The sequence below is a fragment of the Ruegeria sp. YKSD179 genome (genome assembly GCF_059612885.1).
The window spans coordinates 1-11,402 of record NZ_JBXWRL010000080.1 but is presented as its reverse complement, the minus strand read 5'-3'; the positions used below and the strand labels follow the sequence as shown (position 1 = coordinate 11,402).

Below are 11,402 nucleotides of genomic sequence, written 5' to 3'. Positions count from 1 at the left end.
TATGCCGACGTGAACCGGATGTTCGGCGATATCGTCAAGGTAACACCGTCTTCCAAGGTCGTCGGTGACATGGCGCTGATGATGGTCAGTCAAGGCCTGACACGGGCGCAGGTGGAGGATCCTGAGACGGACGTGGCCTTCCCCGAATCTGTGGTGGACATGATGCGCGGTAATCTGGGCCAGCCTCCCAACGGGTTCCCGGACATAATCGTCAAGAAGGTGCTGAAGGATGAGGCTCCGAATACTGAAAGACCGGGAAAGCATGTCGAAGCCATTGATCTTGAAGCGACGCGGGCTGATCTTTCAAAGCAATTGGAAGGAATGGAGGTCGATGACGAAGACCTGAATGGCTATTTGATGTATCCAAAAGTGTTTTTGGATTACATGGGTCGCCATCGCAGCTATGGCCCAGTTCGCACGCTGCCGACGCGCACGTTCTTTTATGGAATGGAGCCGGGTGAGGAAATCACGGCCGAAATCGACCCGGGCAAAACATTGGAAATCCGCTGTCAGGCAATCGGTGAGACGGATGAAAATGGCGAAGTCCGGGTGTTCTTCGAGCTCAACGGGCAACCCCGCGTCGTTCGGGTACCTAACCGGTTGGTGAAAGCAACTACTGCACAGCGTCCGAAGGCTGAGCTTGGCAATGCCAATCATATTGGCGCTCCGATGCCGGGTGTTGTTGCCACAGTTGCCGTAAATCCAGGACAAGAAGTCAAAGAAGGCGACCTGCTGCTAACCATCGAGGCCATGAAGATGGAGACCGGCATCCACGCGGAACGCGACGCCGTGGTAAAATCAGTTCACGTTCAACCCGGTGGTCAGATTGATGCCAAGGATCTACTGATCGAACTGGATTAATCCGAATTTTATCGTAAGGTTTGTGTGGTCGCGCATTAAATTACGCGACCATTTTTTTGAAACCCTGGAGCTGCCATGCTTGCCATTACACCGATTTACGCCGCATTGATTGCCATTCTTTTCGTTTGGCTTAGCGCTAACGTCATCCGTCAACGCCGACGAGGGCGGGTTTCAGTCGGTGATGGGGGCGACAAGGCAGTGCTCAAGGCGATGCGAACGCATTCAAATTGCGCTGAATACGCCCCATATGCACTTCTGCTCGTTGCTATGGTCGAACTGCAAGGCGGCGGCGGTTTGTTGGTCAATCTGTTGGGGCTGACCTTGCTGGCAGGACGCGTGTTGCACGCGTACGGCTTTGGAAAGACTCCGCAGATTGTTGTGTTTCGACAAATCGGAATGCTGCTTACATTTGCCGCCATTTTGATTTCAGCCGTAGCAAACATTATCCTGGCGCTGTGATCAGAATTGGCGGGGCGACGGATTCCGTTATAGCGGCACTATGGCTATGGTTTCGATTGGTCAAAGTCGAGGATTTGTCCAAGCTCAGAACGCCTTCCCCGTCAAAACAGTTGATCGTCGTTGCCGGAAAAAGAAGCACTGCCAGCACCATGATCTTTGCATTCTCGAACTGCACCATAGATTGACCCACCCGCTATAATCTACGCAGATTTTCTATTTGAACGCATGAAAACGCGGTTTCCGTCGCAAAGATTTTTTCGCTTTCTGCGTTTTTCCCCTTGCAGCTTTGCGTCAGAATTAATACTTCACGGCTCACTCAACGGCGCGGGCGTAGCTCAGGGGTAGAGCATAACCTTGCCAAGGTTAGGGTCGGGCGTTCGAATCGCCTCGCCCGCTCCATTGAGAGACCGACAGGTCATCGACAGTATCTGACGCGGGCGTAGCTCAGGGGTAGAGCATAACCTTGCCAAGGTTAGGGTCGGGCGTTCGAATCGCCTCGCCCGCTCCAGATACAAATTCTGAACACTGGTTCTTGCGCCCGCTATGCGCCATTCTGGTTTCAGATTAAGTTGTGTCGGAATTGTCTAATGTCGGATTACATCATTCGCCCACTTAAACTCACCGAAGTTCAGCACGCAGTTGATTGGGCTGGACGAGAGGGATGGAACCCAGGCAAACATGACGCCGAATGCTTCCACCCGACAGACCCCGATGGGTTTCTTGGGGGTTTTCTCGACGGCGAGATGATTTCTTCTGTGTCCGCCGTGAATTACGATGACAAATTTGCATTCTTGGGTTTCTACATCGTCCGCCCAGAGTTTCGCCACCACGGCCACGGCCTTGAGATTGCGCAGCATGCTCTAGCCCATTGCAAGGGGCGAAACATGGGATTGGATGGCGTGGTTGAACAGCAGGAAAACTACCGCAAATCAGGATTCCGCTTTGCCTATAACAACTACCGTTTCGCGGGTACGAAACGTGAGATTCTGGACAAGCTTGGGCAAGCGTCGTCCCCCCAGCTGGCAGAGCTGACTAGTGCGACGGATGAACTATTAAGTTATGACCGGGCGCTCTTTCCAGCCTCGCGAGAGTTGTTTTTGCGGGACTGGTTGAATGCAGCCAGTCATGTTTCTCGTAGCTATACGGAAAACGGTGTTCTGAAAGGGTACGTAACTTTACGGCCTTGCCAGACGGGGTACAAAATAGGCCCCTTGTTCGCCGACAATACCGAGATTGCGCAGCTACTTCTTGCGTCGGTTATAACGGATATTCCTGATGACCATCGGGAACACGAAATTTTCATCGATATGCCGCAACCTAACGCTGCAGCCTTTGCTTTGGCATCAGAACTAGGCCTGGAAAAAGTGTTCGAAACCGCAAGAATGTATTCCGATCACGAACCTGATATCGAACTGGAACGTGTCTACGGCGTCACCACGTTCGAATTGGGTTAGAACGCCTTGAACGTCATTGTGGTCAGTGACCGTTCGATATTCGGAATTACCAACAGGTTTTCGTCGATAAAATGGCCAACATCCTCATTCTCGGGAATGTAAAGTTTCAACAGCAAATCATATTCACCGCTTGTCGAGTACAGTTCCGAGTGAATTTCCCGAAGCGCGATTTCTTCTGCGACTTTGTAGGTAGTGCCGGGTTTACAGCGGATTTGGATGAAAACGCACGTGGACATGATTTGGCCCTGATGATTGTTGTTAAGTCAGGCTGACACGGTGGGCTTACATAGGCAATCCCCTGCAACAGTTTGCAGTGATTGGTGCAGCTGGTCTTTGAAACCCTGGCCAACCCTGTCTATAAGCGCGTCTGTAGTAAAAGGAACTCACCCATGCGCAGCGCAAAAATAAGCCGCAGTACAGCCGAGACGGATATCTCTGTCGAAATCAACCTCGACGGAACCGGCGATTATGAAAACCAAACCGGTGTTGGTTTTTTCGACCATATGCTGGACCAATTGGCGCGCCATTCGTTGATCGATATGACGGTAAAAGCCAAGGGTGATTATCACATCGACGACCATCACACGGTCGAAGATACAGGAATCGCCTTGGGTCTGGCGTTGACGCAGGCGTTGGGCGATAAGAAGGGGATACGCCGTTACGGAGCGTGCCACTTACCGATGGATGACGCCCAAGTACGATGCGCGTTGGATCTATCAGGCCGGCCTTTCCTGATCTGGAACATCGATTTGCCCACCCCCAAGATCGGATCGTTTGATACTGAATTGGTGCGCGAATTCTTTCAGGCATTCAGCACCCACGGCGGCATTACCCTGCACATTGACCAGTTGCACGGATTTAATAGTCACCACATCGCCGAGGCAGCGTTTAAGGCTGTTGCGCGCGCGTTACGAGAAGCGGTTGAAACAGACCCGCGCAAGGCCGATGAGATTCCGTCGACCAAGGGCGCACTTTGAATGCTGACTGCTATAATTGACTACGAAAGCGGCAACCTTCACTCCGCCGAAAAGGCATTCCAGCGTATGGCCCAAGAGGTAAACGCTGGTGAAGTGGTCGTGACTTCGGACGCAGACGTCGTTGCACGAGCAGACCGTTTGGTTTTGCCCGGAGACGGGGCTTTTCCAGCTTGCGCAGCCGAGCTAAGGGGGCACAAAGGCATCTATGATGCGATGGTCGAGGCCGTAGAACAAAAAGGTAGACCATTTCTGGGTATATGCGTCGGCATGCAATTGATGGCGACAACTGGTCATGAATACAGTGAAACGGATGGTCTGGGCTGGATCGCAGGCGATGTCGTACGAATCGAACCCTCGGATCCGGCGTTGAAAGTTCCTCATATGGGCTGGAACGATCTGACACTGGAAAGCGGGCACCCAGTATTTGCGGGGGTAACCTCAGGCGATCACGTCTATTTTGTGCATTCCTATCATTTCCGCGTTACCAATCCGGCGCAGCGTTTGGCATACGTCGATTATGGCCAGCAGGTCACGGCTGTTGTCGGCCGAGACACTATGATTGGCATGCAGTTCCACCCTGAAAAAAGTCAGGACATAGGTTTACGAATGATTGGCAACTTTCTGACTTGGGCTCCGTGAAAAGCTATTGAACCCGTGTCCAGTTCTGCCCGCGGCAGACAAGGCCTCCGGCAACGCATCCCTTTACGGTCAGCTTGTTTTGTCCATCCAGCGACATTTTCGAATTATATGTCTTGTCTCGATCCGGCGCCCATATCTTGCCGCCATTGTAACTGCCGTCTCCCTCAGGGATCATATCCCAAATGATCTGTTTACCCAGATTTTCATAATCGAGTTGCTCGTTGCCATCTGCATCGAATGCCGTGTCGATCGTGCCGCAAATAGCGCTGCCGCATTCGGCGATGGATACGTGCAAATACCCTCCGGTGTCACCCGGAGCGGTTTTCCGCAATCCATCAACCGGGTCAGCCGCGAATGCACCAGTGGCCAATACGGCAAAAGCCGCCGCAAGCTTGAACGTCTTCATGATATTCTCCCTGTTTTGTGGCCACTCTGGCCTGCTGAAACCCCATGAGCAAGATTGACTTAGCGTCGCGTTGCATCCCCTGCCCAGCATGTGCGATATCCCACGCGAACAAGTTCAATATAGGGCTGCCTACCATGATCCTCTACCCCGCTATCGACCTAAAAGACGGTAACGCCGTTCGACTGCTGCGCGGTGAAATGGACAAGGCCACCGTGTTTAACGAAGATCCGGTAGAACAGGCCAGTGCATTCGTCGATGCGGGTTGTGAATGGCTGCATCTGGTTGACCTGAACGGCGCCTTTGCGGGCGAACCGGTAAACGCCGCCCCGGTCGAAGAAATCCTGAAGAATTGCGGGGTTCCAGCTCAGTTAGGGGGTGGAATCAGGGACATGACCACGATCGAAACCTGGATAGACAAAGGTTTGGCCCGGGTCATTCTGGGAACGGCGGCGGTCGAGAACCCCGAACTGGTGCACGAAGCCGCAGCGGCGTTTCCGGGCAAAGTCGCTGTCGGCATCGACGCTCGCAACGGGTTTGTCGCCACCAAGGGCTGGGCCGAGGAAACCAACGTAAAGGTTACGGACTTGGCCCGTAGCTTTGAAGACGCAGGTGTGGCGGCGATAATATACACAGACATCAACCGAGACGGTGCGATGCAGGGCCCGAATATCGAAGCCACAGCTCAACTTGCAAACTCAGTGGAAATTCCCGTTATCGCGTCCGGAGGCGTTTCTTCGATTTCTGACCTCATCGCGCTGCGGGATTGCGGCGCAGGTCTGAATGGTGCCATTTCCGGCCGTGCGCTCTATGATGGAGCAATTGATTTGAAAGATGCCCTGAAGACGCTCAAAGAATAGTTCCCTGTTCGACGAAAACGTCAAACGGTCACCGTTACCTTCACAAAGTATGCTTCACGAACGATTTAAGTCTGGAAATGTCTGGACTTCTTTTGTGTGGCATCCGAACTGCCAACTCGTAGGGCCGCAGGAAAAACCACCGCTTTTCCAGCATGGGTGACAGCGCTGGTACGCTTGCGGAGCGTTCTGGTAGACCCTTTCGGCATCAGCAGAACTGGGTCGGAAGCCCGAGACAAGCTGGGAAATTTTCCAGTGGAACGTGCTTATGAAACCGAGGTGACCGCAGGATTTGACGACCGCCATTTGGATTTTCGGGTTTCCGTTTGTTTCACATAATGGCCGCGTCTCTTTGTCCACTTGGGTTCACCGACATAACTTTGGCAGACAATTTTACTTGGCAGCGATCATGTCTTTTCACATCATAATCGCCCGAAACGCTCTCGCGCACGTAAGCAAAGTCAGCATTTAGGTGGCGATAACCTATCCAGCGGCAGCAGAAGTTAGCTTAGCTAACGCACCACGCATTTTGTCTATAATCGGTGATTTCTCTACTTCATCGAATTCGTCCATGGTTTCCTTTGGGTCCTCATACGCCAACCATACCTGACCGTTAGCATCCTCATATACCTGAACCTTGAGAGGCAGAAACAATCCGGCACCCAGGTCGATCTGCATCGCTGGTGTCCCAAGCGCCGGATTGCCGAAAATCAAAACTTGGTTGGCAGGAATCGACATTCCGACTTTTTCCGCTCCTGCAGCATGATCCACCCGGGCAAACACCGTGGCGCCAGCGTTATTCACGGCTGCTTCAAGGGCGTCCATCGCCTCGGTTACAGACTTGTCTGTGCCAACCTTTTTGATGTCGTCAGCAAGGGCCGTTACTGCATTCCCCAACGTCAGAAAAACAGCCAAAATCACACTGCGCATTTTGTTATCCTTTCGCTAAAATTTACTCAAAATTTCACAGGTCTTAGCCAATCTACAATCACAAGTCTGGCATCGGCGAGGCTTTGCCGTTATTGGTGCGCCAGCAAAGGACGCAGACATGCTGAAAACACGTATCATCCCTTGTCTCGATGTCGCAGACGGCCGAGTAGTCAAGGGTGTCAACTTCGTCGGCTTGCGCGATGCGGGCGATCCGGTGGAGTCAGCCAAAGCTTATGATGCTGCGGGCGCAGACGAAATCTGTTTTCTGGATATCCACGCCACTCATGAAAACAGGGGCACAATGTTCGACGTGGTACGACAAACTGCTGAACAGTGTTTTGTGCCACTAACAGTCGGTGGCGGTGTACGGACCAAGGAAGACGTGAGGGCCCTGCTGCTCGCGGGTGCCGATAAGGTTAGTTTTAATTCGGCCGCAGTAGCAAATCCCGACGTGATTGCAGAGGCCACGGACCAGTTTGGCAGCCAATGCATTGTCTGTGCCATTGATGCCAAGACAGTCGGCCCGGGCAAGTGGGAAATATTCACCCATGGCGGACGCAAGCCGACGGGTATTGACGCTGTCGCATTCGCCAAAGAGGTAGCGGCCAAGGGAGCAGGAGAAATCCTGCTGACTTCCATGGATCGCGACGGCACTAAGTCCGGGTTCAATCTGCCTTTGACGCGCGCCATTTCCGACGCAGTTGATATACCAGTGATCGCCTCAGGCGGCGTCGGCAATCTGGATCATCTTGTGGAGGGCGTCACCAAGGGTCGGGCGAGCGCGGTATTGGCAGCCTCGATCTTTCATTTCGGGGAAAATACAATACGGGAAGCCAAAGAATACATGGCCGCCGCAGGCATACCAATGAGGCTGAAATGAGCATTCTTAACGATTTGGCCGCGACCATCGAGGCGCGAAAAGGCGCTGACCCCAAATCAAGCTGGACAGCACAACTTCTGGCGAAAGGGCCTGAAAAATGCGCCGGGAAATTCGGTGAAGAGGCGATCGAAGCCATCATCGAAGCCATCAAAGGCGACCGTGATAATCTAACTAGTGAAGCTGCGGACGTGTTGTATCATTTGTTGGTTATGCTTGCGTCGCGGGATGTTTCACTGGACGACGTTTTGGCTGAACTGAGCCGCCGACAAGGCACCAGCGGAGTTACGGAAAGAGCGTCTCGATCGCAGCGGTAACGTGCCGGGTTTCGTCAATCAACTTAACGTCTTATAGTGCCGATCCTAAGCGCCCGAAACACAGGACAGATCAAAGGACGAGGGAATGATCAAACCTCTTGCCCATGTGCTGACAATGCTTGCATTGCTGGCCCTTACCGCATGTTCTACGCCTCGTCCGGCCAATGAAGGCGATGTGCAAAAGCTTGCCATCGAGATTCAGGCGCTTGGGCCTGAAATTGATCCGCAGGAAGCACAACGCGCGGCCAGAGTCGCCTACGCCTATACTGCTCAGCTTGCGCAGGAATATCAGATCACTGATCCGCCTCTCATTCATAACGCCAAAGTTAACAAAGGCCTACGTCCCCGTGGTCTGTGCTGGCACTGGGCCGAGGATATCGAAAGGCGCCTCAGGCAGGAAAACTTTGAGACGCTGACAATGCATCGCGCTATCGCAAATGCGGATAACCCGTTCCGAATAGATCACAGCACAGCAATCATCAGTCGTAGGGGAGACTCGATGTACCAAGGGGTCATCTTGGACCCCTGGCGTTATGGGGGAGAATTATTCTGGGCTCCTCTGGCAGAAGACTCCCGCTACGAATGGGTGCCACGCGAAGTTGTACTGGAAAAACGGCGGCTGGACCAAGTAGCCCGACTTGCGCCGCTGGTCATTGAGTAAAAGTTTATAGTTTCGAAGAGATCACGCCGGTTGCGAACCCACCCATTCGAAGTTCCCCGAACAGTCGTTGATATTCAATTTTGGGACAGTGGTTCATAATAACATCGACCCCACGTTCGCGAGCTGTATCCGCAGCTTCTGGGTGACTAATACCAATTTGCATCCAGATCGTTCTTAAATGTTGGAAGCAGGCCAGCGCCTCGTCCACAATAGGCGGGACTGCTTCGGACCTCCGAAAAATGTCCACCATGTCTACAGGCTGAGATATGTCCGACAATGCCCCTTGCACTGTTTGACCGAATAGTTTCTTTCCCGCATGGCCTGGGTTTACCGGAATTACTGTGTAACCTTTTAGCGATAGATACCGCGCTACGTAGTAACTCGGCCGAACCGGGTTCATCGAAACACCGACCATAGCTATGGTTTTTGTGCGTTGCAGGACCCGTTTTAAAAACTCATCGGAATAATTTGTCATACCAAGACACTACGCGTTGCCATTTCAAGAAAAAAGCGCTCAGGAGGTTCCTGAGCGCTAGTTGTTGGAACGAGGGACAGTGAAATGACCCGCGGCAGTTCCGTTCCGCGGTCACTGTGACATTTAAGCACGAGTTTAGTAAAAAAAAGAGGGCGCGCGCATTTTTGTGATGACAAGCCGCGAATGGCGAAAAAACGCCTACCCCTGATACAGGACGGCGGGCCAGTGTTGGTCAGCCTGGCGGATATACCTTCCTACATTCTTTGCCCAAACTTTTTCAACCTTGGCAGAGTGAGTCAGATACAAGCGGCCATCAATGATTTTCCAAGCTTTCGGGTCAGAACTCAGCAATTCTCCCTTGGCCATGGCATAGGCGCAATACCCGCCATATTGAGGCGCAAAAGCACGAGGATTGCGCTCAAAACGGTCAAGATTTACCAAAGAATCAAAACGCCATTCAGCGCCTTTCCACATCAGCGAAAACCGCTTTTGCCCGATAACCGGTCCGGAAGTCCGGAAATAGGACACGGCATCATAGCCCGATACAGCGTATCCGTTACCGGCAAAAAACATAGGAAGAGTTTTAGCCCGCACCATGGGTGTAATTATCGAGCAAAACATTCCGGCAAGAAAAACTCTTCGTGGCAGCATATGCAAATCTTAGGCTTCTTATTGAAGGCTCTAACATGCCTGCATTACGAACTTACCGAAACCCCACCTGACAGGGTTGTGAACATCTGTGCCAACTTGGAGAGTTAGTCGAAGACATCCTCGATCACATCCCAAGCTTCATCCAGCACCCGCGAAAACAGGCCCTTTTTCTTTTTCTTAGGCTTTCGATGCCCTTTCTTTTGAAGATCCTGTCGCGTCGAAGCTTTCGCTAGTTTGGCTTTAGGCATCATCTTTAAGTCGTGCAAAGGCGCGCCGCAGCTGGCGCAGCTCAGCTCATGCTGTTTCTTGCCTCGCAGCACAAGGGCAGCTCGGGTACCGCAATAGCAGCAGGTAGCAATTTTATGAGGAGCGGAAATGGCGGCCTCCTATTAACCGTTTAACGACGTATATAGGGAAATTGCGGCGGCATTTGAGACATTCAATGATCCAAAACCACCGGCCGCGTCAATTTTGACCAATTGGTCGACGGTCTCTTTTGTTTTTTGCCTCAGGCCCGGCCCCTCGGCACCTAATACAAGCGCGATGGGAAGGTCGCGTTTTCCTTCCAAGGCCGCCTCGATTGTCTGTTCGGCTTCTCCGTCTAACCCCAACACAAAAAAACCCATTTCCTGCAATTCCACAATTGCGTCAGCAAGGTTGCGTACCCGTAAGTAGGGTTGCCGCTCTAACGCTCCACTGGCAGTTTTCGCCAACGCCCCCGTTTCAGGAGCAGAATGGTGACGCGTCCCGATAACAGCGCTGGCCCCCAGCACTTCGGCTGAACGCAATATTGCGCCGACATTGTGCGGGTCTGTTACACGATCCAATAGCAATACCCGGGGGGTTTCTTGGCCAATACAGTTTTCAGCCAGCCCTCCCCAATCCAAGGGTTTAACTTCGAGTGCCGCACCTTGATGTACCGATGCCGGATCAATCGGCGCAGTGAACTTGCGAGGATCAGCCATTTCTGCATCGATGCCGGCGATCGCAATTGCCTCAGTCAGCTTGTCCCGCGCGTTCCGAGTCACGATCAGGCGCAGTTTCTGGCGCTTTGGATTCATTAGGGCATCACGCACGGCGTGCAATCCGAACAACCAGACAGTTTCTGAGGCGGCGGCCTTTCGTGCCTGTTCCTTCTCGACTACCCATTTGGGTTTCTTCATTTCTGGGCCTCCGGGCCGGGAAATACGTTTCATGCGTCTCAGCGGAATTTTCCTGTTGACGCTTCTTAGGCGCGCTAGTAATCACGCCTCCACGTCAGGTGCAACGCCTGATCGTGGGCGACAGGCCGCAAGGTGTGGCAGGGGACTGTAACTCCCTCGCGGAGACGCACGCCTGGTTCGATTCCAGGGTCGCCCACCATTCTCACCTCAGAGAACAATCTGATATTTGTGCGCAAGATAATGTCTTTATATTTCAGCGCCCTGCAGGGCATTGAGGCTGTCGAGTGTGCCGGTATCGTCTCTGTGTCCGGGCAATTCGTCGACAACCTGGTGAATGTCTCTGGAGGCGAATTCCGCGTGATATCTTGGCCCGGAAGGCCCTGCTTTTCAGGTTCTGGGGAAGCCGAGAATCCGGCGCTGATCTTCCCAATCCAACGGGAGATGGGAGATTCCACGCAGGTGCCTGGCAGTGAGAGCTGAGGGCTGGTGCCCTTCCAAGATTGCCTTGGCAATGTCTGGGGCAAGCCAGGCGAGCGGCAGGATGCGACTGACAGTACCAGGGCGTACTGAGAATCCCGGAGAGAAACTGGACAGCAGAATCGGTCGGATAATCTGACTGTCGCGGAGTAAAATTCCGCATCTTGCGCCCGAGGCAACGAGCTGAAGGCGAGGAGATGT

Annotated in this window: 17 protein-coding genes, 3 tRNA genes and 1 pseudogene; 13 read left to right on the top strand and 8 right to left on the bottom strand. The window is 52.9% G+C overall.

Translation table 11 applies throughout. The annotated features are described in order from the left end of the window. The 5 genes from AC2FNE_RS23215 to AC2FNE_RS23195 form a co-directional block, all read left to right on the top strand. On the top strand, nucleotides 1–861 hold an 861-nt coding region (locus AC2FNE_RS23215; protein ID WP_496806406.1), incomplete at its 5' end, for a biotin/lipoyl-containing protein. A 75-nt stretch (nucleotides 862–936) separates the two neighbouring features. Beyond that, the gene (locus AC2FNE_RS23210; RefSeq protein ID WP_170608106.1) at nucleotides 937–1,320 is read left to right on the top strand and encodes an MAPEG family protein; all 384 of its coding nucleotides are present in this window, start codon (nucleotides 937–939) and stop codon (nucleotides 1,318–1,320) included. Between the two features lie 324 nt (nucleotides 1,321–1,644). Further along, a tRNA-Gly gene (locus AC2FNE_RS23205) sits at nucleotides 1,645–1,719 on the top strand. A 34-nt stretch (nucleotides 1,720–1,753) separates the two neighbouring features. After that, a tRNA-Gly gene (locus AC2FNE_RS23200) sits at nucleotides 1,754–1,828 on the top strand. A gap of 79 nt (nucleotides 1,829–1,907) precedes the next feature. Continuing rightward, nucleotides 1,908–2,774: a GNAT family N-acetyltransferase gene (locus AC2FNE_RS23195; RefSeq protein WP_496806405.1), complete on the top strand. Its 867-nt coding sequence runs from the start codon at nucleotides 1,908–1,910 to the stop codon at nucleotides 2,772–2,774. On the opposite strand, the gene AC2FNE_RS23190 is transcribed toward AC2FNE_RS23195, so the two are convergent. After that, complete coding sequence (locus tag AC2FNE_RS23190; RefSeq protein WP_170608109.1) at nucleotides 2,771–3,010, bottom strand: Lrp/AsnC family transcriptional regulator; 240 nt, start codon at nucleotides 3,008–3,010, stop codon at nucleotides 2,771–2,773. The genes AC2FNE_RS23195 and AC2FNE_RS23190 overlap by 4 nt on opposite strands. A 153-nt stretch (nucleotides 3,011–3,163) precedes the next feature. On the opposite strand from AC2FNE_RS23190, the gene hisB reads away from it, so the two are divergent. Both hisB and hisH read left to right on the top strand, forming a co-directional pair. Next, nucleotides 3,164–3,751: an imidazoleglycerol-phosphate dehydratase HisB gene (gene hisB / locus AC2FNE_RS23185; RefSeq protein ID WP_170608111.1), complete on the top strand. Its 588-nt coding sequence runs from the start codon at nucleotides 3,164–3,166 to the stop codon at nucleotides 3,749–3,751. Beyond that, on the top strand, nucleotides 3,752–4,390 hold the full coding sequence (gene hisH / locus AC2FNE_RS23180) for an imidazole glycerol phosphate synthase subunit HisH (protein ID WP_170478805.1): 639 nt from the start codon (nucleotides 3,752–3,754) through the stop codon (nucleotides 4,388–4,390). A 4-nt stretch (nucleotides 4,391–4,394) separates the two neighbouring features. Here the strand turns inward: hisH and AC2FNE_RS23175 are convergent, their stop codons facing one another. After that, entirely contained in the window at nucleotides 4,395–4,796 is a 402-nt protein-coding gene (locus tag AC2FNE_RS23175) for a DUF2147 domain-containing protein (RefSeq protein ID WP_496806404.1), read from the bottom strand. Between the two features lie 134 nt (nucleotides 4,797–4,930). Here AC2FNE_RS23175 and hisA point away from each other — a divergent pair, with 134 nt between their 5' ends. Further along, nucleotides 4,931–5,653 (top strand): 1-(5-phosphoribosyl)-5-[(5-phosphoribosylamino)methylideneamino]imidazole-4-carboxamide isomerase, encoded by a 723-nt coding sequence (gene hisA, locus AC2FNE_RS23170; RefSeq protein ID WP_170608113.1) that lies wholly within the window; start codon nucleotides 4,931–4,933, stop codon nucleotides 5,651–5,653. Between the two features lie 96 nt (nucleotides 5,654–5,749). After that, nucleotides 5,750–5,989 (top strand): DUF2867 domain-containing protein, encoded by a 240-nt coding sequence (locus AC2FNE_RS23165; RefSeq protein ID WP_367648205.1) that lies wholly within the window; start codon nucleotides 5,750–5,752, stop codon nucleotides 5,987–5,989. Between the two features lie 144 nt (nucleotides 5,990–6,133). On the opposite strand, the gene AC2FNE_RS23160 is transcribed toward AC2FNE_RS23165, so the two are convergent. Continuing rightward, nucleotides 6,134–6,580 carry a DUF302 domain-containing protein gene (locus tag AC2FNE_RS23160; protein ID WP_496806403.1) on the bottom strand — a complete coding sequence of 149 codons (447 nt, stop codon included), beginning with the start codon at nucleotides 6,578–6,580 and terminating at the stop codon, nucleotides 6,134–6,136. A 118-nt stretch (nucleotides 6,581–6,698) separates the two neighbouring features. On the opposite strand from AC2FNE_RS23160, the gene hisF reads away from it, so the two are divergent. The 3 genes from hisF to AC2FNE_RS23145 all read left to right on the top strand — a co-directional run bounded on the left by hisF (nucleotide 6,699) and on the right by AC2FNE_RS23145 (nucleotide 8,435). Next, entirely contained in the window at nucleotides 6,699–7,460 is a 762-nt protein-coding gene (gene hisF / locus AC2FNE_RS23155; RefSeq protein WP_496806402.1) for an imidazole glycerol phosphate synthase subunit HisF, read from the top strand. After that, nucleotides 7,457–7,774 carry a phosphoribosyl-ATP diphosphatase gene (locus tag AC2FNE_RS23150; protein WP_496806401.1) on the top strand — a complete coding sequence of 106 codons (318 nt, stop codon included), beginning with the start codon at nucleotides 7,457–7,459 and terminating at the stop codon, nucleotides 7,772–7,774. The genes hisF and AC2FNE_RS23150 overlap by 4 nt, the downstream gene beginning before the upstream one ends. An 85-nt stretch (nucleotides 7,775–7,859) precedes the next feature. Next, on the top strand, nucleotides 7,860–8,435 hold the full coding sequence (locus AC2FNE_RS23145) for a hypothetical protein (protein WP_170608121.1): 576 nt from the start codon (nucleotides 7,860–7,862) through the stop codon (nucleotides 8,433–8,435). A gap of 4 nt (nucleotides 8,436–8,439) precedes the next feature. Here the strand turns inward: AC2FNE_RS23145 and AC2FNE_RS23140 are convergent, their stop codons facing one another. The 4 genes from AC2FNE_RS23140 to rlmB all read right to left on the bottom strand — a co-directional run bounded on the left by AC2FNE_RS23140 (nucleotide 8,440) and on the right by rlmB (nucleotide 10,724). Then, nucleotides 8,440–8,910 carry a CoA-binding protein gene (locus AC2FNE_RS23140; RefSeq protein WP_170478795.1) on the bottom strand — a complete coding sequence of 157 codons (471 nt, stop codon included), beginning with the start codon at nucleotides 8,908–8,910 and terminating at the stop codon, nucleotides 8,440–8,442. A gap of 198 nt (nucleotides 8,911–9,108) precedes the next feature. After that, on the bottom strand, nucleotides 9,109–9,561 hold the full coding sequence (locus AC2FNE_RS23135) for a YHS domain-containing (seleno)protein (protein WP_254442631.1): 453 nt from the start codon (nucleotides 9,559–9,561) through the stop codon (nucleotides 9,109–9,111). 104 nt (nucleotides 9,562–9,665) lie between these two features. After that, nucleotides 9,666–9,938 carry a hypothetical protein gene (locus tag AC2FNE_RS23130; RefSeq protein WP_170479041.1) on the bottom strand — a complete coding sequence of 91 codons (273 nt, stop codon included), beginning with the start codon at nucleotides 9,936–9,938 and terminating at the stop codon, nucleotides 9,666–9,668. Between the two features lie 12 nt (nucleotides 9,939–9,950). Next, complete coding sequence (gene rlmB, locus AC2FNE_RS23125; protein ID WP_496806400.1) at nucleotides 9,951–10,724, bottom strand: 23S rRNA (guanosine(2251)-2'-O)-methyltransferase RlmB; 774 nt, start codon at nucleotides 10,722–10,724, stop codon at nucleotides 9,951–9,953. A gap of 115 nt (nucleotides 10,725–10,839) precedes the next feature. Here rlmB and AC2FNE_RS23120 point away from each other — a divergent pair. After that, nucleotides 10,840–10,923 (top strand) — tRNA-Tyr (locus tag AC2FNE_RS23120). 188 nt (nucleotides 10,924–11,111) lie between these two features. Here the strand turns inward: AC2FNE_RS23120 and AC2FNE_RS23115 are convergent. Further along, nucleotides 11,112–11,402 (bottom strand): annotated as a pseudogene (locus AC2FNE_RS23115) (hypothetical protein); the annotation flags it as partial.